Annotated in this window: 21 protein-coding genes; 18 read left to right on the top strand and 3 right to left on the bottom strand. The window is 55.9% G+C overall.

Annotated features, from left to right (window positions below):
- Nucleotides 1-154 precede the first annotated feature (154 nt).
- Nucleotides 155-1,825 (top strand): ShlB/FhaC/HecB family hemolysin secretion/activation protein, encoded by a 1,671-nt coding sequence (locus LGL98_RS17910; protein ID WP_136030807.1) that lies wholly within the window; start codon nucleotides 155-157, stop codon nucleotides 1,823-1,825.
- A 64-nt stretch (nucleotides 1,826-1,889) separates the two neighbouring features.
- Nucleotides 1,890-3,683 carry a filamentous hemagglutinin N-terminal domain-containing protein gene (locus LGL98_RS17915; RefSeq protein WP_136030805.1) on the top strand — a complete coding sequence of 598 codons (1,794 nt, stop codon included), beginning with the start codon at nucleotides 1,890-1,892 and terminating at the stop codon, nucleotides 3,681-3,683.
- Nucleotides 3,684-3,730: 47 nt separating this feature from the next.
- Here LGL98_RS17915 and LGL98_RS17920 read toward each other — a convergent pair whose 3' ends face one another.
- A complete protein-coding gene (locus tag LGL98_RS17920) occupies nucleotides 3,731-4,213 on the bottom strand; it encodes a zinc ribbon-containing protein (protein ID WP_136030875.1) in 483 nt (160 codons plus the stop codon).
- 226 nt (nucleotides 4,214-4,439) lie between these two features.
- On the opposite strand from LGL98_RS17920, the gene leuS reads away from it, so the two are divergent.
- From leuS to lipA, 15 genes are all read left to right on the top strand, one after another.
- Nucleotides 4,440-7,022: a leucine--tRNA ligase gene (gene leuS, locus LGL98_RS17925; protein ID WP_136030803.1), complete on the top strand. Its 2,583-nt coding sequence runs from the start codon at nucleotides 4,440-4,442 to the stop codon at nucleotides 7,020-7,022.
- 14 nt (nucleotides 7,023-7,036) lie between these two features.
- Nucleotides 7,037-7,627: an LPS assembly lipoprotein LptE gene (lptE, locus tag LGL98_RS17930; RefSeq protein ID WP_136030801.1), complete on the top strand. Its 591-nt coding sequence runs from the start codon at nucleotides 7,037-7,039 to the stop codon at nucleotides 7,625-7,627.
- Nucleotides 7,627-8,658, top strand: a complete 1,032-nt coding sequence (gene holA, locus LGL98_RS17935) for a DNA polymerase III subunit delta (RefSeq protein WP_136030873.1) — start codon at nucleotides 7,627-7,629, stop codon at nucleotides 8,656-8,658. The genes lptE and holA overlap by 1 nt, the downstream gene beginning before the upstream one ends.
- Nucleotides 8,651-9,301 (top strand): nicotinate-nucleotide adenylyltransferase, encoded by a 651-nt coding sequence (gene nadD / locus LGL98_RS17940; protein ID WP_168435263.1) that lies wholly within the window; start codon nucleotides 8,651-8,653, stop codon nucleotides 9,299-9,301. The genes holA and nadD overlap by 8 nt, the downstream gene beginning before the upstream one ends.
- 75 nt (nucleotides 9,302-9,376) lie before the next feature.
- On the top strand, nucleotides 9,377-10,006 hold the full coding sequence (locus LGL98_RS17945; protein ID WP_136030799.1) for an adenosylcobalamin/alpha-ribazole phosphatase: 630 nt from the start codon (nucleotides 9,377-9,379) through the stop codon (nucleotides 10,004-10,006).
- 222 nt (nucleotides 10,007-10,228) lie between these two features.
- Nucleotides 10,229-10,546 carry a ribosome silencing factor gene (gene rsfS / locus LGL98_RS17950; RefSeq protein WP_002894623.1) on the top strand — a complete coding sequence of 106 codons (318 nt, stop codon included), beginning with the start codon at nucleotides 10,229-10,231 and terminating at the stop codon, nucleotides 10,544-10,546.
- A 3-nt stretch (nucleotides 10,547-10,549) separates the two neighbouring features.
- Complete coding sequence (rlmH, locus tag LGL98_RS17955; protein ID WP_002894620.1) at nucleotides 10,550-11,017, top strand: 23S rRNA (pseudouridine(1915)-N(3))-methyltransferase RlmH; 468 nt, start codon at nucleotides 10,550-10,552, stop codon at nucleotides 11,015-11,017.
- Between the two features lie 27 nt (nucleotides 11,018-11,044).
- A complete protein-coding gene (gene mrdA, locus LGL98_RS17960; protein ID WP_136030798.1) occupies nucleotides 11,045-12,946 on the top strand; it encodes a peptidoglycan DD-transpeptidase MrdA in 1,902 nt (633 codons plus the stop codon).
- Nucleotides 12,946-14,058 (top strand): peptidoglycan glycosyltransferase MrdB, encoded by a 1,113-nt coding sequence (gene mrdB, locus LGL98_RS17965; protein WP_025714336.1) that lies wholly within the window; start codon nucleotides 12,946-12,948, stop codon nucleotides 14,056-14,058. Before mrdA ends, mrdB begins: the two co-directional genes overlap by 1 nt.
- Before the next feature lie 11 nt (nucleotides 14,059-14,069).
- Nucleotides 14,070-15,203, top strand: coding sequence for an endolytic peptidoglycan transglycosylase RlpA (gene rlpA, locus LGL98_RS17970; protein WP_136030796.1), 1,134 nt, complete (start codon nucleotides 14,070-14,072; stop codon nucleotides 15,201-15,203).
- Nucleotides 15,204-15,341: 138 nt separating this feature from the next.
- Nucleotides 15,342-16,541: a D-alanyl-D-alanine carboxypeptidase DacA gene (gene dacA, locus LGL98_RS17975; protein ID WP_136030794.1), complete on the top strand. Its 1,200-nt coding sequence runs from the start codon at nucleotides 15,342-15,344 to the stop codon at nucleotides 16,539-16,541.
- 111 nt (nucleotides 16,542-16,652) lie between these two features.
- On the top strand, nucleotides 16,653-16,916 hold the full coding sequence (ybeD, locus tag LGL98_RS17980) for a DUF493 family protein YbeD (protein WP_002894474.1): 264 nt from the start codon (nucleotides 16,653-16,655) through the stop codon (nucleotides 16,914-16,916).
- A gap of 104 nt (nucleotides 16,917-17,020) precedes the next feature.
- Complete coding sequence (gene lipB, locus LGL98_RS17985; RefSeq protein WP_136030792.1) at nucleotides 17,021-17,665, top strand: lipoyl(octanoyl) transferase LipB; 645 nt, start codon at nucleotides 17,021-17,023, stop codon at nucleotides 17,663-17,665.
- Between the two features lie 198 nt (nucleotides 17,666-17,863).
- Entirely contained in the window at nucleotides 17,864-18,760 is an 897-nt protein-coding gene (locus tag LGL98_RS17990; protein WP_244609883.1) for a YbeF family transcriptional regulator, read from the top strand.
- Nucleotides 18,761-18,940: 180 nt separating this feature from the next.
- Entirely contained in the window at nucleotides 18,941-19,906 is a 966-nt protein-coding gene (gene lipA, locus LGL98_RS17995; protein ID WP_136030788.1) for a lipoyl synthase, read from the top strand.
- Between the two features lie 187 nt (nucleotides 19,907-20,093).
- Here the strand turns inward: lipA and tatE are convergent, their stop codons facing one another.
- A complete protein-coding gene (gene tatE, locus LGL98_RS18000; protein ID WP_002894464.1) occupies nucleotides 20,094-20,300 on the bottom strand; it encodes a twin-arginine translocase subunit TatE in 207 nt (68 codons plus the stop codon).
- Between the two features lie 242 nt (nucleotides 20,301-20,542).
- On the bottom strand, nucleotides 20,543-21,331 hold the full coding sequence (locus LGL98_RS18005) for a deaminated glutathione amidase (protein WP_136030786.1): 789 nt from the start codon (nucleotides 21,329-21,331) through the stop codon (nucleotides 20,543-20,545).
- An 89-nt stretch (nucleotides 21,332-21,420) separates the two neighbouring features.
- On the opposite strand from LGL98_RS18005, the gene crcB reads away from it, so the two are divergent.
- Nucleotides 21,421-21,804 carry a fluoride efflux transporter CrcB gene (gene crcB, locus LGL98_RS18010; protein WP_080897284.1) on the top strand — a complete coding sequence of 128 codons (384 nt, stop codon included), beginning with the start codon at nucleotides 21,421-21,423 and terminating at the stop codon, nucleotides 21,802-21,804.
- Nucleotides 21,805-21,807: the final 3 nt, after the last annotated feature.

Genomic DNA, 21,807 nt, shown 5'->3' on the forward strand with positions numbered 1-21,807 from the left:
GCCTCGTAACAGGTTCGTCGCACGATTATTTTATTGATTAATATAATATTCTTGCCTGACCTTGCCTGCGCAAAATAAAGGCCATCAATGTTTTCTGCCGCACGTAGAATAACGGATGCGCCACCGAACCAATGAAACAAATGGATATTGCTTCATGTTAATTCGAACTCGCACGCTCACCGGGCTGCTATTGATGACGCTGGCGGGCACCTCAGCCGTCGGGGCCGCGCCATTGACCGCTTCAACTCACCAGACGGAGCAGGATAAAGCCCGCCAGGAGGCGCTGGCGCCGCAGCAACAGGATTTTCAGTCTTCACAACAGCGCATAGCGCCGCAGGGTATCCCTTTTCCTGAGGAAACGCATTGCAAATGGATCAACCGGGTCGATATCGACTCCGATAACCAGCCACTCACCCGGAAATTACTGGCGAAAACCGTGCAGCAGGCCCAAGGCCGCTGTCTGGGCAGCGAAGGGATACGCTTACTGGCCTATACCTTGCAAAATGAACTGATCGCGCAAGGCTACATCACCTCCCTGATTGATATTCCCTCTCAGTCGCTGGAGCAAGGTACCCTTGTGCTCACGCTGCACTATGGAAAAGTGGGCGCTATCGACTATGCCGACGGCTCAGACACTACCCGTCTGTGGAATTCACTGCCAACTTCTTCCGGCACTATCCTGCGCTTAAGCGACCTCGAGCAGGGGATGGCTAATCTGCAGCGTCTGCCAGGCGCCACGGCGCATATGAAACTGCTGCCGGGTCAACACGAGGGGGAAAGCGATATCCAGATTGCCCGCAGGCTGGAGAAAAAATGGCAGCTTGGCGCCTGGCTCGACGACGCCGGCAGCAAAGCCAGCGGCCGCTATCAGGCCGGCGGCGCCCTCTATCTTTACGACCTGACCACTCTCAACGATATCCTGTACGTTTCCGGCGGGGGGGATATTGAATTCAACCAGCATAACGACGGCAACCACAACGGCAGTCTGTATTACTCCATCCCCTTTGGCTACTGGACATTAAGCGCCTATGGGGCATACAGCCAGTATCGCCAGCAGTTTAACGGCAACTGGTCAACGATGGATTATAAGAGTAAGAATCGTTACTACAGCGCCACGCTGAGCCGTCTGCTCTCCCACACCCGGCAGCAAAAAACCACCGCCGACCTGCGAATTGCCAAGAGCACCTCGCATTATTACTTTGGTGGCAGTGAACTGCAGGTGATGCGCAAACAGACCCCCTCATGGGAGTTCACCCTTAACCACCAGCACTACTTTCATAAAAAAATCGTTGATGCCAGCATCGGCATACAGCGCAGCCTGCCGTGGCTCAGCTCAACGCCAACGCCGGAGGAAAAGGCCGGGTTATACAGCCCGCTGTCGCGGATCGTGCACGGTAACCTGCAGGCGCTGATGAAATTTGATGCCACCGGTGACAAATTTACCTGGGCCCCCCGATTGAGCGCCCAGTTCAGTCCCGACAAACTCGCTTCCGATAATAAATTCAATATTGGCAGCCGCTGGAGCGTGCGTGGTTTTGACGGCGAAAACAGCCTGTCCGGCAATCAGGGATGGTACTGGCGCAACGATTTTATCTGGGATCTCCCTTCCCACGAGCGGCAATTCTATCTGGGGGCAGATATTGGCCGCCTAATCGGCGCCGACCTGTATCAAAAAGGCAAAGTTCTTTCCGGCGCCGTCAGCGGCCTGCGCGGCCTGCTATGGTCAACACAATACGATCTGTTTATTAGCACCCCGCTCAGTAAACCGGATAAGTTTCATAGCGACGCCCTGAATATGGGCTTTTCATTACAGTGGAGGTATTAATTCAATCATTATCGACTATTTCAGTTACGTTGTTAATTAATCTTAATTTAAAGGAATAAATAAAATGTTTAAGTTTAAAGCTTCTTATGTCGCGCTGGCGGCAGTATTGACCTCGTCGGTGGTTTATGCCGACCCGACCAGCTATACGCATTCGTCTGGCGCCACGGTTATTGATATTGAAAAGCCGAATTCCGCCGGTGTCTCCCATAACATGTACCGTGACTTTAACGTTGGCACCAATGGCACCATCCTCAATAACAGCGGCGATGATGTCAGCCACAGCACCTTTGGCAATATCGCCCGTAACAATAATCTGACCGCCGGCAGCGCCTCGGTGATTTTGAACGAGGTCACCTCCAAAAACGCCAGTAGTCTGAAAGGTTTTATCGAAGTCAACGGCCAGAAAGCGGATGTGGTGATTGCCAACCCGAACGGCATCACCTGCTCCGGCTGTAGCTTTGTTAATACTAACAAAGCCATCCTGACCACCGGTAAGGTCAATATGACCGATGAAGGCGCCATCGGCAGCTATACCGTGACAGGCGGTACCCTCACTATTGGTGAAAACGGCATGAACGCCGCCAATAGCTACGCGGTTCTCCTCGCCGACGCGATCAATATCAACGGTAAAGTACAGGCTAGTAACGCTCTGGTCAGCGCAGGCAATTTCACCATGGATAACAGCACTGGCTCGGTGACCTCCGCCGGTAAGCAAGCCTCGCTTATTCAGATGACGGTTAACCCACAATACAGCATCGACGTCAGCAGTCTTGGTGGGATCGAGGCCAACAGCATCAGCATGGTCGGCAATAACATCGGCTTTGGGGTACGCAATAAAGGTTCTATTGTCGCTAACAGCACGTTACAGCTGAGCAGTAACGGTAATCTGCTAAACAAAGGAACGATAAAAAGCAATGGGTTGTTGAATAATATTTCCACCGCCACCGGCATAACGAATGAAGGCACTCTGTCCGGCGCCTATTATCTGATGCTGTCCACTCAAGGATATATCGTCAATACCGGCACCATGTCCGGCGGGCAACTTATCGCTGCCGCGAACAGTAATATCAATAACGGTGATTCAGGCACAATGAGCGGCACCAATGGTATAAGTTTGACCAGTGGTACACAAATCCGCAATGAAGCGAAAGCTTCCATGCTGTCCAATAACCTCATCTCCGCCACGGCGATGGGAGATTTTCTGAACGAAGGCAAAATCAGCGCCAAAAACACCACTCTCAACTTTATTGGCGACAGCTTTAAAAATACCGGCAATATCGCGTCCACCAGCAATACCACCATTAAGTCGCTTAATCAGGATGGTACACTGAATGGCGGTGAAATCTATAACCTGGGCAATATCACCGGCGAAAATATTGACCTGCAAACCAGCGGTACGCTGGCGCAAAGCAGCAATGGTCGCCTGGAAGCGACTAACGCCATTACGGCACATAGCTACTGGCTTAACAATAGCGGCGTAATCAAAGCCAGTGATATCACTACCGATCATGGCGTGGCCAGTAACTATGGCAATATCAATGCAAAGAATATTTCAATCACGACCTACTCAGACATCACTAACGAAGGGCAGATCAGCAGCACCGGCGACCTGACCTTAAATACTCAAAATAAAGGCGTGATCTACAACTATTCAACGCTCAGTGCGAGCGACAACATGACGTTAACTGCCACCAAAGTGGTCAATGGTGGAAAAAGTTGCGGCATACTTGGCCTGGCAAAATGCGGCGTCGGCACGTTAACCGCTGACAAGCTGGTGCTGAACTCATCGCAGAAATATGTTAGCGACATGGGGGGTAAACAGTATTTCAAGAGCACCGAAGTCAACACCGTGAAATAACACAGACCACGATGCGCGAGGCCTCGCGCATCGTTTTTTTGTAGCGCTTAGGGCTCGAAAGGCCGACGCTGGAACTGATCGTGGCCACATTTTGGACAACGCGGCAGCACGTCCGGCGTGTATACCGCCAGGTGATAGTGGCACTTCTCGCAGACCAGGTTGCCCAGGCCAACCACTTCGCCGCTGTGATACACACCGTGATGATTCAGATCCTGAAAGACTTCCCGCCACTCGAGCTGGGTTTTGTCAGTGATATCAGCCAGCTCCTGCCACAAGCTCTCCTTGATCACCCGCATAAACACGCTGTCGCTCTCATCTTCATGACTCTCTTCGTAGCTGCGGGCAAACTCCTCGAGATCGCGCTTTACCGCCGCAATCACCGACTCAATTTCGCTTTGTGTCAGATCGCCGGCGCGGACGATTTCATCGCGCGCCTGCGTCACCAGCGCGTCAATATCGCGCTCTCCATGGCGGAGCCGTTCGCTGAGCGAGGAGACCAGTTCACGGTAATATTGAGCAACCTTGTTCATCATTTCGCCTCCGGTGGGGTTAACGTCCTCTAATAATAGACCTTATTCCTCTCCCGCTGTGTCTGGCAACCCACAGAGTCGCGAAATAATCTGCGCAGCTTTTGCCGATGTTCATGTGCGAAAAGCTGTTTTGACGGGGGCGTTTGGGCTATGCTATGCCGATCTGAAATAACACATCCATTGGCTACATTTTGTAGCTGTATTGAAAACAGGACCACTGGCTGCCATGCAAGAGCAATACCGCCCGGAAGAGATAGAATCGAAAGTCCAGCTTCACTGGGACGAAAATCGTACATTTGAAGTAACTGAAGACGAGAGCAAAGAGAAGTATTACTGCCTGTCGATGCTTCCTTATCCTTCTGGTCGACTACACATGGGTCACGTGCGTAACTACACCATCGGCGACGTGATTGCCCGCTATCAGCGCATGCTGGGCAAAAACGTTCTGCAGCCGATCGGCTGGGATGCGTTTGGTTTGCCGGCTGAAGGGGCGGCGGTGAAAAACAACACCGCGCCTGCGCCGTGGACCTACGACAATATCGCCTACATGAAAAACCAGCTCAAAATGCTGGGCTTCGGCTATGACTGGAGCCGCGAGCTGGCGACCTGCACCCCGGAATACTACCGCTGGGAGCAGAAGTTCTTCACCGAGCTGTACAAAAAAGGCCTGGTGTACAAAAAAACCTCCGCGGTTAACTGGTGCCCGAACGACCAGACCGTGCTGGCCAACGAACAGGTTATCGACGGCTGCTGCTGGCGCTGCGACACCAAAGTCGAGCGTAAAGAGATCCCGCAGTGGTTTATAAAAATCACCGCCTACGCCGATGAACTGCTCAACGATCTGGATAAGCTGGACCACTGGCCGGACACCGTGAAGACCATGCAGCGCAACTGGATCGGCCGTTCGGAAGGGGTAGAAATCTCCTTTGACGTCAACGACTACGCTGACAAGCTGACCGTCTACACCACCCGTCCGGACACCTTTATGGGTTGTACCTACCTGGCCGTCGCGGCGGGTCACCCGCTGGCGCAGCAGGCTGCAGCGAACAACCCGGCGCTGGCCGCCTTTATCGACGAGTGCCGCAACACCAAAGTGGCCGAAGCCGACATGGCGACGATGGAGAAAAAAGGCGTCGATACCGGCTTTAAAGCAATCCACCCGCTGACCGGTGAACAAATTCCGGTATGGGCGGCAAACTTCGTGCTGATGGAATACGGCACCGGCGCGGTAATGGCCGTTCCGGGTCACGACCAGCGTGACTATGAGTTCGCCAGCAAGTACGGTCTGAATATTAAGCCGGTTATCCTCGCTGCCGACGGCTCTGAGCCGGATCTCTCTGAGCAGGCGCTGACCGAGAAAGGCGTTCTGTTTAACTCTGGCGAGTTCAACGGTCTTGATTATGAAGCGGGCTTCAATGCCATTGCCGACAAACTGGCAGCTATGGGCGTGGGCGAGCGTAAAGTTAACTATCGTCTGCGCGACTGGGGTGTATCCCGTCAGCGTTACTGGGGCGCGCCGATCCCGATGGTCACTCTGGAAGATGGCACCGTGCTGCCGACGCCGGAAGATCAGCTGCCGGTGATCCTGCCTGAAGACGTGGTCATGGACGGCATCACCAGCCCGATCAAAGCCGATCCCGAATGGGCCAAGACCACCGTCAACGGCCAGCCGGCGCTGCGCGAAACCGACACCTTTGACACCTTTATGGAATCTTCCTGGTACTATGCCCGCTACACCTGCCCGCAGTATCAGGAAGGAATGCTGGATTCGAAAGCAGCCAACTACTGGCTGCCGGTAGACATCTACATCGGTGGTATCGAACACGCCATCATGCACCTGCTCTACTTCCGCTTCTTCCATAAGCTGATGCGCGACGCGGGCATGGTGAACTCCGATGAGCCGGCGAAACAGCTGCTGTGCCAGGGCATGGTGCTGGCTGACGCGTTCTACTATGTGGGTGAAAACGGCGAACGTAACTGGGTCTCTCCGGTTGACGCTATCGTTGAGCGCGACGAGAAAGGCCGCATCGTGAAGGCCAAAGACGCAGCAGGCCACGAGCTGGTGTACACCGGCATGAGCAAGATGTCTAAGTCGAAAAACAATGGCATCGACCCACAGGTGATGGTTGAACGCTACGGCGCGGATACCGTACGTCTGTTTATGATGTTTGCTTCCCCAGCGGATATGACGCTGGAGTGGCAGGAGTCTGGCGTTGAAGGGGCTAACCGCTTCCTGAAACGCGTCTGGAAGCTGGTCTACGAGCACACCACCAAAGGGGACGTCGCGGCTCTGAACGTAGCGGCCCTCAGCGAAGATCAGAAAGCACTGCGTCGCGACATCCACAAAACCATCGCCAAAGTCACCGATGACATCGGTCGTCGTCAGACCTTCAACACCGCCATCGCGGCGATCATGGAGCTGATGAACAAGCTGGCGAAAGCGCCGCAGGAAGACGAACAGGATCGCGCGCTGATGCAGGAAGCGCTGCTGGCAGTGGTGCGTATGCTCAACCCGTTCACCCCGCACGCCAGCTTCACCCTGTGGCGTGAGCTGAACGGCGAAGGCGATATCGACAACGCGCCGTGGCCGGTAGCGGATGAGAGCGCAATGGTGGAAGACAGCACCCTCGTCGTCGTCCAGGTCAATGGCAAAGTTCGTGGTAAAATTACCGTTGCGGTAGATGCAACTGAAGAGCAGGTTCGCGAGCGCGCCGGCCAGGAACATCTGGTGGCGAAATATCTCGACGGGAAAACCGTGCGTAAAGTGATTTACGTTCCGGGCAAACTGCTCAATCTGGTCGTTGGCTAAGCGCGGGAGGAAGCGTGCGATATCTGGCAACAATGTTGTTATCTCTGGCGGTGCTTGTCACCGCCGGCTGTGGCTGGCACCTGCGTAGCACTACGCAGGTTCCGACCACCATGAAAACCATGATTTTCCAGTCAAGCGATCCGAACGGGCCGTTAAGCCGCGCGGTACGTAATCAGCTGCGTCTTAATGGCGTGGAACTGATCGACGCCAGCACGCTGCGTAAAGATGTCCCTTCTCTGCGCCTTGATGGGTCGTCGATTCAGAAAGATACGGCGTCGGTGTTCCAGGATGGTCGTACAGCGGAATATCAGATGGTCATGACCGTTCATGCCAGCGTCCTGATCCCAGGTCATGATATCTATCCGATTTCCACCAAGGTCTATCGTTCGTTCTTTGATAACCCGCAGGCGGCGTTAGCGAAAGACGCCGAGCAGGATATGATTATCCAGGAAATGTACGATAAAGCGGCGGAACAGCTGATTCGTAAGCTGCCAAGCGTTCAGGTGGCGGATGTTGAAGCCACCCAGCAGGAAGAGAAACCGGTCGTCGGCACCACGTCGCCGGCTTCCTCGGGTAACCGCGTCTCCACCACCCTGGGTCAATGATGATTCGGTTGTACCCGGAACAGCTCCGCGCGCAGCTCACTGAAGGGCTGCGCGCGGCCTATCTGCTGCTTGGCAACGATCCCCTGCTGTTGCAGGAAAGCCAGGACGCCATTCGTGAAGCCGCTGCCGCGCAGGGCTTTACCGAGCACCACACCTTCACCATAGACAATAGCACCGACTGGCAGGCGCTTTTCGCCTTAAGCCAGGCGATGAGCCTGTTCGCCAGCCGGCAAACCCTGCTGTTGATCCTGCCAGAGAATGGCCCCAACGCGGCGATCAATGAACAGCTCGCCACGCTGGTCGGCCTGCTGCACGACGACCTGCTGCTGATAGTTCGCGGCAGTAAGTTGACCAAAGCCCAGGAGAATGCCGCATGGCTCACCGCGCTGGCGCAGCGCGCCGTCCAGGTGAGCTGCCAGACGCCGGAATACGCGCAACTCCCGCGCTGGCTGGCCGCTCGGGCGAAACAGCATCAGTTGCAGCTTGACGACGCGGCCAGTCAGCTGCTGTGCTACTGTTACGAAGGTAATCTGCTGGCGCTGGCGCAGGCGCTGGAACGTCTGGCGCTACTTTGGCCGGATGGCAAACTGACCCTGCCCCGGGTTGAGCAGGCGGTGAACGATGCCGCCCACTTTACACCGTACCATTGGGTCGATGCGCTGCTGGCAGGCAAAAGTAAACGCGTGCTGCACGTTCTGCAGCAGTTGCGTCTTGAAGGCTGCGAACCTGCTATTCTGTTGCGCACCCTGCAGCGGGAGCTGTTGCTGCTGGTCACGCTCAAGCGTCAGTCGGCACAGACGCCGCTGCGCTCGCTGTTTGATAAACATCGGGTCTGGCAAAACCGCCGTCAGCTACTCAGCGACGCTCTCGCCCGCCTGAGTGGTGAACAGCTACGCCAGGCAGTGACGCTGTTAACCCGCGCGGAACTGACCTTCAAACAGGATTACGGGCACGACGTCTGGCCCGAACTGGAAAGTCTTTCGTTGTTGCTCTGCCACAAAGCTCTGGCGGACGTTTTTATTGATGGTTGATATGACTCAGTTGCAGGCAATCTATGGCGGCACCTTCGATCCGGTGCATTACGGTCACCTCAAGCCGGTTGAGATCCTGGCGAACCAGATTGGCCTGAGTAAGGTCATCATTATGCCCAATAACGTTCCGCCGCACCGACCACAGCCGGAAGCCTCCAGCGCGCAACGCGTTCATATGCTGGAGCTGGCCATTGCCGACAAACCTCTGTTCACGCTCGACAAACGCGAACTACAGCGCGACACCCCCTCCTGGACGGCGCAAACCCTGCAGGAGTGGCGCCAGGAACAGGGGCCAGAGAAGCCGCTGGCGTTTATCATTGGCCAGGATTCTCTGCTCACTTTCCCCACCTGGCACCATTATGAAACCATCCTCGACAATGTTCACCTTATTGTCTGCCGTCGCCCGGGTTACCCGTTGACCATGGCGCAGGAAGCCGATCAGCGCTGGCTGGATCGCCACTTAACCCACGATGTAGAGTGCTTACATAATCGCCCTGCCGGGGTCATTTACCTGGCGGAAACACCGTGGTTCGATATTTCGGCGACGATTATCCGCCAGCGACTCGAGCTGGGGGAATCCTGTGCCGAGATGCTGCCCGCCGCGGTGCTGGACTACATCCGTGAGCAGGAGCTCTATTGCTGATGCCAGCAGGCTGGGCCTGACGCGAAAAAAGCGCTATCGTAACGCCACATCTCTACCGCCTGTTTGAGCATCATCATGAAATTATGGTTAGTTCGCCACGGCGAAACCGAAGCCAACGTGGCCGGATTATACAGCGGCCACGCCCCGACCGCCCTGACGCCACGCGGCGTTGCCCAGGCGCAAGCCCTCGGTGAACGGTTACGCGCGGTGCCGTTCGATAAAGTATTCTGTAGCGAGCTGGCGAGAACCGGGACAACCGCCGATCTGCTGCTTGGCGAACGCCATATCCCGCGTGAGCACCATGCCGCGCTCAATGAGATGTTTTTCGGCGACTGGGAGATGCGTCATCATCGCGATCTCCAGAGAGAGGATGCGGAAAATTATGCCGCGTGGTGTGCTGACTGGCAGCATGCCGCCCCCACTAATGGCGAAAGTTTTCAGAATTTTGCCCGCCGCGTCAGCGCGTTTATCCCAACCCTGACCGACTGCCGCCATCTTGACCATCTGTTGATTGTCGGCCATCAGGGCGTCCTGAGCCTGCTGACCGCCCTGCTGTTGCAGATGCCCGCGGCGGCGATGTGGCACTTTCCTATTGCCCATGGCGCCTGGAGCCTCCTCGAAATCCGCGACGATTTCACTACTCTACGAGTATTAAATAGCCAGGCCGTCTGGCAGCCACAGGAAGAATTCCCCTCAGACCATTGACAGGCCAGTGCAGGCTGTTATTCTCCGCTGCCAGGTAACATCCGCCGAAACGTGTTTGCAGAAATTGTTTTACAAAAATGGCGATGCAATCCCTGGCGAGGGATGGGATGATAGCCCGCCACGAACGCCTGCCGACAGACATTTCATCCGACTTTTTCATCAGTTCGGGTATACTGTCAGGCTCTTTATGATTATCAATCTTCACGCACCCAGGGGGAACACTTGCAGGGTAAAGCACTCCAGGATTTTGTTATCGACAAAATTGATGACCTGAAAGGTCAGGACATCGTTGCCATTGATGTACATGGCAAATCCAGTATCACCGATTGCATGATCATCTGCACCGGCACTTCCACACGTCACGTGATGTCCATTGCCGACCACGTGGTTCAGGAATCCCGCGCCGCCGGCATGCTGCCGCTGGGCGTTGAAGGCGAAGCTGCCGCCGACTGGATCGTCGTCGACCTCGGTGACGTGATGGTTCACGTCATGCAGGAAGAGAGCCGTCGTCTGTACGAGCTGGAAAAACTCTGGAGTTAATGCGTGAAGCTGCAGCTGGTGGCCGTTGGCACCAAAATGCCGGACTGGGTACAGACCGGCTTTAGCGAGTATTTGCGCCGTTTCCCCAAAGATATGCCGTTTGAACTGGTGGAGATCCCCGCCGGTAAGCGCGGCAAGAACGCTGATATCAAGCGCATCCTCGAAAAAGAGGGCGAAATGATGTTGGCTGCTGCCGGCAAGAACCGTATCGTGACCCTGGATATTCCGGGAAAACCATGGGATACGCCGCAGCTGGCGCGCGAACTGGAACGCTGGAAACAGGACGGGCGTGACGTCAGTTTGCTGGTTGGCGGCCCGGAAGGCCTCTCTCCTGCCTGTAAAGCAGCAGCGGAACAGAGTTGGTCGCTCTCGACCCTCACCTTACCTCACCCACTGGTGCGCGTACTGGTGGCCGAGAGTCTGTATCGGGCGTGGAGCATTACCACCAACCACCCGTACCACCGTGAGTAATGATGATCAGGGTAGACTAAGCAGCGAATGAAATTACAGAATTCTTTCCGCGACTATACGGCTGAATCCTCGCTGTTCGTGCGCCGGGCGCTGGTCGCTTTTTTGGGGATTTTGCTGCTTACCGGCGTTCTGATCGCCAACCTGTATAATGTGCAAATCGTTCGCTTCAACGACTATCAAACGCGCTCGAACGAAAACCGCATCAAGCTGGTGCCGATCCCGCCAAGCCGCGGCATTATTTACGATCGCAACGGCACCCCGCTGGCGCTTAACCGCACTATTTATCAGCTGGAGATGATGCCGGAGAAAGTCGATAACGTGCAGCAAACGCTGGATGCGCTGCGCGACGTGGTCGATTTAACCGACGATGATATCGCCGGCTTCAAAAAGGAGCGCGCCCGCTCCCATCGCTTTACCTCAATTCCGGTAAAGGTCAACCTCAGCGAAGTGCAGGTCGCTCGCTTTGCCGTTAACCAGTACCGCTTTCCCGGCGTCGAAGTCAAAGGCTACAAGCGCCGTTATTATCCGTATAACTCGGCGCTGACGCACGTCATCGGCTACGTCTCAAAAATTAACGATAAAGACGTCGACCGCCTCGATAAAGAGGGCAAGCTGGCCAACTACGCCTCGACCCACGACATCGGTAAGCTGGGTATTGAGCGTTATTATGAGGATGTCCTGCACGGTCAGACCGGCTACGAAGAGGTTGAAGTCAACAACCGCGGCCGCGTGATTCGCCAGCTCAAAGAGGTGCCACCGCAGGCCGGACGTGATATCTATCTCACGCTCGACCTCAAGCTGCAGCAGTATATCGAAACGTTGCTGGCCGGTAGCCGCGCGGCGGTGGTGGTCACCGATCCGCGTACCGGTGCTATTCTGGCGCTGGTCTCTACCCCGAGCTATGACCCGAACCTGTTCGTCGACGGCATCTCCAGCAAAGACTACTCCGGTCTGCTCAACGACCCGAACACACCGCTGGTCAACCGCGCGACGCAGGGGGTCTATCCGCCAGCCTCGACGGTCAAACCGTACGTCGCCGTCTCGGCGCTGAGCGCCGGGGTGATAACCCGCAATACCAGCCTGTTCGACCCAGGCTGGTGGCAGTTACCCGGCTCAGATAAACGCTATCGTGACTGGAAAAAATGGGGCCACGGCCACCTGAACGTCACCAAAGCGCTGGAGGAGTCTGCGGATACCTACTTCTACCAGGTCGCCTATGATATGGGCATCGATCGCCTCTCCGAGTGGATGAGCAAGTTTGGCTACGGCCACTACACCGGTATCGACCTCTCCGAGGAGCGCTCAGGCAACATGCCGACCCGCGAATGGAAGCTCAAGCGCTTCAAGAAACCCTGGTACCAGGGGGATACCATTCCGGTGGGCATCGGCCAGGGTTACTGGACCGCCACACCAATTCAGATGAACAAAGCACTGATGATCCTGATTAACGACGGAGTGGTGAAGGTGCCCCATCTGTTGCAAAGCACCGTAGAAGACGGTAAGCCCGTTCCGTGGGTTCAGCCGCATGAGCCGCCGGTAGGCGACATTCATTCCGGCTACTGGGAAATCGCCAAAGACGGCATGTTCGGTGTGGCTAACCGCGGCAACGGCACCGCGCACAAATACTTCGCCAGCGCGCCGTATAAAATCGCGGCCAAGTCCGGTACCGCCCAGGTGTTCGGCCTGAAGGCCAACGAAACCTATAACGCGCACCGGATCTCCGAGCGCTTGCGCGACCATAAACTGATGACGGCGTTTGCGCCTTATAACAACCCGCAGGTTGCCGTGGCGATGATCCTGGAAAACGGCGGCGCTGGCCCGGCGGTCGGCACCATTATGCGCCAAATCCTCGATCACATTATGCTCGGCGATAACAACACCACGCTGCCAAGCGAAAACCCAGCGGTAACCGCAGGGGAGGATCAATAATGACGGATAATCCGAATAAAAAATCGCTGTGGGATAAAATCCATCTAGACCCTACCATGGTGCTGATCCTGCTGGCGCTGCTCACCTATAGCGCGTTAGTTATCTGGAGCGCCAGCGGTCAGGACGTCGGCATGATGGAGCGTAAAATCGGCCAGATCGCCATGGGCGTGGTGATCATGATCGTCATGGCGCAGATCCCGCCGCGGGTCTACGAAGGTTGGGCGCCCTATCTCTATATTTTCTGTATTATTTTGCTGGTGGCCGTCGACGCCTTCGGCGCCATCTCCAAAGGGGCGCAGCGCTGGCTGGATCTCGGTATCGTTCGTTTTCAGCCGTCGGAGATAGCCAAAATTGCCGTGCCGCTAATGGTGGCGCGCTTTATTAACCGCGACGTCTGTCCGCCGTCGCTGAAGAATACCGCGATTGCCCTGGTGCTGATCTTCCTGCCGACCCTGCTGGTGGCAGCGCAGCCTGACCTCGGAACCTCGATTCTGATCGCCCTCTCCGGGCTGTTTGTGCTGTTCCTGTCGGGCCTGAGCTGGCGTCTTATCGGAATCGCCGTGGTGCTGGTCGCTGCCTTTATTCCGATCCTGTGGTTCTTCCTGATGCACGATTATCAGCGCCAGCGCGTGATGATGCTGCTCGATCCGGAAACCGACCCGCTGGGCGCTGGCTATCACATTATTCAGTCTAAAATTGCTATTGGCTCCGGCGGTCTGCGCGGCAAAGGTTGGCTGCATGGCACGCAGTCGCAGCTGGAGTTCCTGCCGGAACGTCACACTGACTTTATCTTCGCGGTTCTCGCCGAAGAGCTGGGCCTGATTGGCGTACTGATCCTGCTGGCACTCTATATTCTGCTGATCATGCGCGGACTGTGGATCGCCGCCCAGGCGCAAACCACCTTTGGCCGGGTCATGGCCGGTGGTTTAATGTTGATTTTATTCGTTTATGTCTTCGTAAATATTGGTATGGTGAGTGGTATTTTACCGGTGGTGGGCGTACCGTTGCCGCTGGTGAGCTACGGGGGCTCCGCCCTGATCGTATTGATGGCCGGGTTTGGTATCGTAATGTCGATCCATACCCACAGAAAAATGTTGTCGAAAAGCGTTTAAAGGGGTTCGCAATGCGTAAGCAATGGCTGGGGATCTGCATAGCAGCTGGGCTGCTGGCGGCATGTTCGAGTGATGACGTGCAACAAAAAACGGTCAGTACTCCACAGCCGGCCGTCTGTAATGGCCCGACGGTTGAGATCAGCGGCGCCGATCCGCAATATGAAACGCCGAACGCCACGGCGAATCAGGATTATGAGCGCGACGGTAAAAGCTACAAAATCGTCCAGGATCCGGCAAACTTTACTCAGGCCGGTTTCGCGGCGATCTATGACGCTGAGCCCAACAGTAATCTGACCGCCAGCGGCGAAACTTTCGATCCAACCCAGTTGACCGCGGCGCACCCGACGCTGCCGATCCCGAGCTATGCGCGGATCACCAACCTCGCCAACGGCCGCATGATCGTCGTGCGAATTAACGATCGCGGCCCGTATGGCAACGATCGGGTCATCTCGCTCTCCCGCGCGTCCGCTGACCGCCTGAATACCTCAAACAACACCAAGGTGCGCATCGATCCTATCATCGTCGCGCCTGACGGTTCACTTTCCGGTCCGGGGATGGCCTGCACCACTGTCGCCAAACAGACTTACGCCCTGCCCGCCCGGCCGAATCTGGACGGCGGAGACGCCACAGAGATGAGCCAGCCTGCGCCCACCGACGTTCGCCCGATCAGCAACAGCACGCTGAAGCCTGCAGACAGCGTCGGCGCACCGGTGAACAGCGGCGGTTTCCTCGGCGCGCCAACGCCGCTTAACAGCGGCGTGCTGGAAAGTAGCGAACCGGCAGCCACGACTGCCCCGGCGGCTGCCGTCGCAACGCAAACGGCACCCGTCACCGCACCAGGCTCCATTCAGGGTAGCGTTGCTCCCGCTGCGACCACCAGTGCCGTAGCCGTCACCTCTTCCGCCGCCTCCAGCGCCAGCGGTAATTTTGTCGTCCAGGTTGGCGCAGTGAGCGACCAGGCGCGGGCGCAGCAGTATCAGCAGCGCCTGAGCCAGCAATTCTCTGTGCCGGGCCGGGTCACGCAAAACGGCGCGGTATGGCGTATTCAGCTGGGCCCGTTTGCTGATAAAGCACAGGCTACCGCCGTTCAGCAGCGCCTGCAAAGCGAAGCGCAGCTGCAGTCTTTTATTACTCGCGCCAACTAAACGCCGCGGGCTGCCCGTTCATCATGCGCATGTAAAAGTCATTAACAAACTCATGCGCAATGTCGGATGCTGGCCCGCAGAGCATTTGCTATAGTAAGGCACTTTTTTAACTCCATCACGGATGCCGTTGTTCTGACCATGAAGACCTCTTTCACCGCTCGTTTACTCATCACGGCGCTCTCCGTTGCAGCGCTCTCCTCCGCTGCCCGCGCCGATGACCTGAATATCAAAACGATGATCCCAGGCGCCCCGCAGATTGACGCCGAATCCTGGATCCTTATCGATTACAACTCTGGCAAGGTGCTGGCAGAAAATAACGCCGACTCCCGCCGCGACCCGGCCAGTCTAACCAAAATGATGACCAGCTATGTTATCGGTCAGGCGATGAAAGCGGGCAAATTTAAAGAGTCCGATCTGGTCACCGTAGGCAACGATGCCTGGGCCACCGGCAACCCGGTTTTCAAAGGCTCTTCCCTGATGTTCCTCAAACCAGGCATGCAGGTGCCGGTTTCCCAGCTGATCCGTGGTATCAACCTGCAGTCCGGGAATGATGCCTGCGTAGCGATGGCCGATTATGTCGCCGGCAGCCAGGACGCCTTCGTCAGCCTGATGAACAACTACGTCAACGCCCTGGGCCTGAAAAACACCCATTTCCAGACCGTACACGGCCTCGATGCTGACGGACAGTACAGCTCCGCGCGCGACATGGCGCTGATTGGCCAGGCGCTGATCCGCGATGTGCCGAACGAGTACTCCATTTATCGTGAGAAAGAGTTCACCTTTAACGGTATTCGCCAGCTGAACCGTAATGGCCTGCTGTGGGATAACAGCCTGAACGTTGACGGCATTAAAACCGGCCATACCGACAAAGCGGGCTACAACCTTGTCGCCTCTGCCACCGAAGGCCAGATGCGTCTTATCTCGGCGGTCATGGGCGGGCGTACTTTCAAAGGCCGTGAGTCGGAAAGTAAAAAACTGCTGACCTGGGGCTTCCGCTTCTTTGAAACCGTCAATCCAATTAAGGCCGGCAAAGAATTTGCGTCTGAACCCGCCTGGTTCGGCGACAGCGATCGCGCCTCGCTGGGGGTGGATAAAGATGTTTATCTGACTATTCCGCGCGGCCGGATGAAAGATCTCAAAGCCAGCTATGTGCTGAATAACACTGAACTGCACGCCCCACTGCAGAAAAACCAGGTGGTCGGCACTATCAACTTCCAGTTGGATGGTAAAGTCATCGATCAGCGTCCGCTGGTGGTGCTGCAGGAAATTCCGGAGGGGAATTTCTTCGGCAAAATTATTGATTACATTAAATTAATGTTCCATCACTGGTTTGGTTAAATATTGAGCACTTGAAAGTGTGATTTCCATCCCCATATACTATTCATCCAAGTAACTCATAACTCCCGCCCTTGGTGGGAGTTATTATTTTGTCGTAACACCGGAGCTGACATGAAAACCAAACTTAACGAACTGCTTGAATTCCCTACACCATTTACTTACAAAGTAATGGGGCAGGCGTTGCCGGAGCTGGTTGATCAGGTGGTGGAAGTGGTACAGCGCCATGCGCCTGGTGATTACTCGCCGTCAGTAAAACCGAGCAGCAAAGGTAACTACCACTCGGTCTCCATCACCATCAACGCCACCCACATTGAACAGGTGGAAACCCTGTACGAAGAGTTAGGTAATATCGACATCGTACGGATGGTGCTGTAACCTTTTCCCTGACCCGGCCGTCGTGCCGGGTCCTCTCATTTCCTTCTTCGTGGCTGTGATATACTCCCCGACCTGAGTCCTCTCTTCCCGGCGGAGATGTTGTTTTGCAGCACAATAAAATTCTTATCCGGCAGCTTGGCCTGCAACCTTATGAACCCGTCTCGCAGGCGATGCATGAATTCACCGACGCTCGCGATGAAAACACCCTCGACGAGATCTGGCTGGTGGAACATCACCCGGTCTTCACGCAGGGCCAGGCCGGGAAAGCAGAACATGTCCTGGTTCCTGGCGATATTCCGGTGATCCAAAGCGATCGCGGCGGCCAGGTAACCTATCATGGTCCAGGGCAGCAGGTAATGTACGTGTTGTTGAATCTTAAACGCCGCAAGCTAGGCGTACGCGAGCTGGTGACGCTGCTGGAACAAACAGTCGTCAACACCCTGGCCGAATACGGTATCGACTCCCATCCCCGCGCCGATGCCCCAGGCGTCTACGTCGGCGAACGCAAAATCTGCTCTCTGGGGCTGAGGATCCGCAAAGGCTGTTCTTTCCACGGCCTGGCGCTCAATATTGCGATGGATCTGACACCATTTTTGCGTATCAATCCCTGCGGCTACGCTGGCATGGAGATGACGCAAATGCGCCAGTGGCAGCCGGCTGTATCGCCTGAAAAAGTCGCTCCACGTCTGGTCGCCAATCTGCTGGCGCTGCTGAATAACCCACCTTACGAATACCTCGCTCAGGAATAAGTGCGGCGCCCCGCTCACGGCGGGGCTCAAGATCCAAACATCACGATTAACTCGCTATTTTTGCAATCAATTGTCACGCACGGCAACGCGGTAGGCCGCTATACTTGGCCTATCACTCTCAACCGGACTTATCGCGTGCCAGAGAATACGCCTCCGTCAGAATCCCCTGAACGACAGGATGAACGTTACGACCGCCAGATGTTTCGCATCCTGCGCAATATTGACCTCAATCTGTTGACCATCTTCGAAGCCGTGTATGTACATAAAGGTATCGTCAACGCCGCGAAGATACTTAATATCACGCCGTCGGCCATAAGCCAGTCCATTAACAAACTGCGGGCGCTTTTCCCCGATCCGCTGTTTATTCGCAAAGGACAAGGGGTGACCCCCACCGCCTATGCCACCCATCTTCACCAGTACATCAGCCGCGGCATGGAGGCTTTCCTCAGCGCGCTGGATATTACCGGTAGTTCACATCAACAGCGGGTGATCACCATCGCCAGCACGCCCTCCATGGGGGCGCTGCTGATGCCGACCATCGCCAGCGCCCTGAAACCGGCTTTTCCGCAGATCCTGTTGCACAATATCGCCATCAATGATGCGGCGCGACAGATCGACCAGCGCCAGGTCGATCTGCTCATTGATACCCACCTGCACAGCGGCCAGGCGATAAGCCATCATGTGCTGTATCAGGATCGGGTGCAGATGTACTGCCGCTCCGGGCATCCTGCTCTGCACACTCAGCAGGATGAAACCACCCTCAGCCAGTATGAGTTCGCGCTCCTGCTGCCGGAAGGCCAGCGTTATCCCACTCTGCACCGTCGGTTACAGGAAGAGATGGGCGAGCGACGCTGCGGTTTCAGCACCTTCAACCTGCTGACCCAGGCAGCGATGGTTGCCCAGAGCGACATGCTGGGGCTGACCACCGAGCGCCTGTTTGCTACAGTATCCCGGCTTTGGCCGCTGCAAATTCTCGACTACCCCGCTCTGCAGGACGAAAAAATTGATGTCGCGCTGCTTTACAATAAACAGAGCGGGAAAGAGCCATTGCTGAAAGAGATCATCGAAACAGTGATCCAGACGTTCAGGACATAGCGCACGGAAGGGAAAAGGATAAAACAACAACTATTTTACAATTTGCCGGGCAGGCAGGCTGCTTTCTGCCCCTTTTCAATGGTATACTGCCTGCTCTTGATTCAAAAATAGTTGATAATTGCAACATTTCATTGAATTAATTCGCTTTCCTTCGTGACTCGCAACTGGAACACGCACGCTATGAGTAAACCCATTGTGATGGAACGCGGTGTTAAGTACCGCGACGCCGATAAAATGGCCCTTATCCCGGTGAAAAACGTGGCAACTGAGCGTGAAGCTCTGCTCAGAAAACCGGAATGGATGAAAATCAAACTTCCGGCAGACTCGTCCCGTATCCAGGGTATCAAAGCAGCGATGCGTAAGAACGGCCTGCACTCTGTGTGCGAAGAGGCCTCCTGCCCGAACCTTGCAGAATGCTTCAACCACGGTACCGCGACCTTTATGATCCTCGGCGCGATCTGTACCCGCCGTTGCCCGTTCTGCGACGTCGCGCATGGACGCCCGGTCGCGCCAGATGCGAACGAGCCATTGAAGCTGGCGCAAACTATCGCCGATATGGGTTTGCGCTACGTCGTGGTCACCTCGGTGGACCGTGACGACCTGCGCGATGGCGGCGCACAGCATTTTGCCGACTGCATCAGCGCTATTCGCGAGAAAAACCCGTCAATTAAGATTGAAACACTGGTTCCGGATTTCCGTGGCCGTATGGATCGCGCCCTCGATATTCTGACCGTAACCCCGCCGGACGTCTTTAACCACAACCTCGAAAACGTACCGCGTCTTTATCGTCAGGTCCGTCCGGGCGCGGATTATAACTGGTCGCTGAAGCTGCTGGAGCGTTTTAAAGAAGCGCATCCGGAGATCCCGACGAAATCCGGCCTGATGGTAGGTCTGGGCGAAACCAACGACGAGATTATCGACGTGATGCGCGACCTGCGCCGTCACGGCGTCACCATGCTGACGTTAGGCCAGTATCTGCAGCCGAGCCGTCATCACCTGCCGGTGCAGCGCTACGTCAGCCCGGAAGAGTTTGAAGAGATGAAAGCAGAAGCAATGGCGATGGGCTTCACCCACGCCGCCTGCGGTCCCTTCGTCCGCTCTTCCTATCATGCCGATCTGCAGGCTAAAGGGATGGAAGTTAAATAACCTGCCGCTTCCGCCGCTGCGCGCCTTTCCGGCGCAGCGGCTCTCTCCGCTGCACCCGCTACGCCAGTCCGTAACAGTTAGTTGCATCTTTTCTCCGCGGCGCCGACAAAAACGACAAAGGCCGCAACGATAAACGTCGCGGCCCCTTCGCCGTCCAGCCAGTCTCCTTCCAGGAGCGTCTGGTCAATTACTCTTTATGAGAGAGCTTCTGCGCCGGCGCTTCTTCTTCTGCGGTGGTCTTCTTCGCGCTATCGTCATCTTCGTTCATGGCTTTTTTAAAGCCCTTGATAGCCGAACCCAGGTCGCCGCCCAGCGTACGTAATTTCTTGGTACCAAACACTAAGATAATCAGTGCTGCGACTACCAGCAGTTTGGTAATACTAATCTCACCCATAGCTAACCTTCTTCTCTATACAAGCTGCGAATACGCCATCATACACGCATTTATCCGTCCTATTGTAATCCACCTGTGCGTGGGCTGCGTGATTCGGCCCATGGCCTCCCCTCCGGGAGTGAGCGCTGAGATGTCCATCCTGACGTGCACAGCGAATTATTGGGATAAACAATACGGGTATTTGACGCGCGGACACAATAGCAATCTGTAACAAGGTGAATCAAGTCTTGTTTAAAAAAACATCACAATAATTGCGGCGGCGCAAAGCGTCGGTTGTGCAATACCGGCAAACGCTCGCGAACGCGCGCAAGGTAGTCCGCGGAGAGATCGGCAAAGATCAGCTGCGGTTCGCTCCCTGCTCCGGCCAATGTAGTCCCCAGCGGATCAATAATCCGGCTCTGCCCTATATTACGCGTCCCACACTCGCCTGCCGCCACGATATAACAGGTAGTATCGAGGGCGCGTGCCGCCAGCAGCGTCGCCCAGTGATGCTCTTTCTGCGGCCCTTTCACCCATGCTGCGGGCAACACCAGCAGCTGTGCACCGTTCAGGGCCAACGACAGCGCCAGCTCCGGAAAGCGCAGATCGTAGCAGGTCATCAGGCCAACGCGGAATCCCGCCACCTCGATTACCGGTGGGATCTGCTGACCGGGATCCACCCGCCGCGACTCCTGCATCGCGAAGGCATCATATAAATGAATTTTGTGATAATGGGTAATCACAGCGCCATCCCGTAAGACCACCAGCGTATTGGTCGCTCTCCCCTCCCCCGACGGCACATGCAGCGTCAGGACCGTGGTCAGGCTGTTACGCCCGCTCTCGGCCAACAGCAGTTGCAAAAATTCCCCGTCCAGCGACTGAGCCGATTTCACTGACAGATCCGGGTCACTGTCATCCCGCGCCAGCAACGCCTCCGGCAGCACCAGCAGCGCCGCCCCTTCACGCGCCGCCTGCTGCATCATCGCCACACAGGTTTGTGCATTCGTCCGCCATACTGGCGTGACGGCAAATTGTCCTGCCGCTACCCGCATGTTCTTCTCCCGTCAGGTTATGGATAGCCAATCGCGCCTGATGCGCGCTACACTTGACACTCTCTTACATCAAATAGCAGGAAACGACCGTGTTTCAACTTCTTTGCGCCGTTTTTATTGGCGGCGGCACCGGCAGCGTATTGCGCTGGTGGCTGGGCATGAAGCTCAATCCTGTGCATCACGCTATCCCGATTGGGACCCTGACGGCCAACCTGGTTGGCGCCTTTGTGATTGGTGCCGGTCTGGCATGGTTTAATCGTTTGACCGGCATTGACCCGATGTGGAAGCTGCTGATTACCACCGGTTTCTGCGGCGGCCTGACCACGTTCTCCACTTTCTCTGCGGAAGTGGTGTTTCTCCTGCAGCAGGGGCGAGTGAGCTGGGCGCTACTCAACGTCGCGGTAAATTTGCTGGGGTCGTTTGCCATGACCGCGGTCGCCTTTTGGCTCTTTTCACAAGCAGCCAGCCGCTAAGCG

This window comes from Klebsiella africana (assembly GCF_020526085.1).
Classification (GTDB): domain Bacteria; phylum Pseudomonadota; class Gammaproteobacteria; order Enterobacterales; family Enterobacteriaceae; genus Klebsiella; species Klebsiella africana.

Excerpts from the sequence above, each read along its gene's own strand:
- ybeD (WP_002894474.1), top strand. The coding sequence starts at position 16,653 with ATGAAAACCAAACTTAACGAACTGCTTGAATTCCCTACACCATTTACT.
- lipA (WP_136030788.1), top strand. The coding sequence starts at position 18,941 with ATGAGTAAACCCATTGTGATGGAACGCGGTGTTAAGTACCGCGACGCC.
- LGL98_RS17915 (WP_136030805.1), top strand. The coding sequence starts at position 1,890 with ATGTTTAAGTTTAAAGCTTCTTATGTCGCGCTGGCGGCAGTATTGACC.
- holA (WP_136030873.1), top strand. The coding sequence starts at position 7,627 with ATGATTCGGTTGTACCCGGAACAGCTCCGCGCGCAGCTCACTGAAGGG.
- LGL98_RS17910 (WP_136030807.1), top strand. The coding sequence starts at position 155 with ATGTTAATTCGAACTCGCACGCTCACCGGGCTGCTATTGATGACGCTG.
- LGL98_RS17945 (WP_136030799.1), top strand. The coding sequence starts at position 9,377 with ATGAAATTATGGTTAGTTCGCCACGGCGAAACCGAAGCCAACGTGGCC.
- leuS (WP_136030803.1), top strand. The coding sequence starts at position 4,440 with ATGCAAGAGCAATACCGCCCGGAAGAGATAGAATCGAAAGTCCAGCTT.
- nadD (WP_168435263.1), top strand. The coding sequence starts at position 8,651 with ATGGTTGATATGACTCAGTTGCAGGCAATCTATGGCGGCACCTTCGAT.
- mrdA (WP_136030798.1), top strand. The coding sequence starts at position 11,045 with ATGAAATTACAGAATTCTTTCCGCGACTATACGGCTGAATCCTCGCTG.
- LGL98_RS17990 (WP_244609883.1), top strand. The coding sequence starts at position 17,864 with ATGTTTCGCATCCTGCGCAATATTGACCTCAATCTGTTGACCATCTTC.
- dacA (WP_136030794.1), top strand. The coding sequence starts at position 15,342 with ATGAAGACCTCTTTCACCGCTCGTTTACTCATCACGGCGCTCTCCGTT.
- tatE (WP_002894464.1), bottom strand. The coding sequence starts at position 20,300 with ATGGGTGAGATTAGTATTACCAAACTGCTGGTAGTCGCAGCACTGATT.
- rlpA (WP_136030796.1), top strand. The coding sequence starts at position 14,070 with ATGCGTAAGCAATGGCTGGGGATCTGCATAGCAGCTGGGCTGCTGGCG.
- LGL98_RS18005 (WP_136030786.1), bottom strand. The coding sequence starts at position 21,331 with ATGCGGGTAGCGGCAGGACAATTTGCCGTCACGCCAGTATGGCGGACG.
- mrdB (WP_025714336.1), top strand. The coding sequence starts at position 12,946 with ATGACGGATAATCCGAATAAAAAATCGCTGTGGGATAAAATCCATCTA.
- LGL98_RS17920 (WP_136030875.1), bottom strand. The coding sequence starts at position 4,213 with ATGAACAAGGTTGCTCAATATTACCGTGAACTGGTCTCCTCGCTCAGC.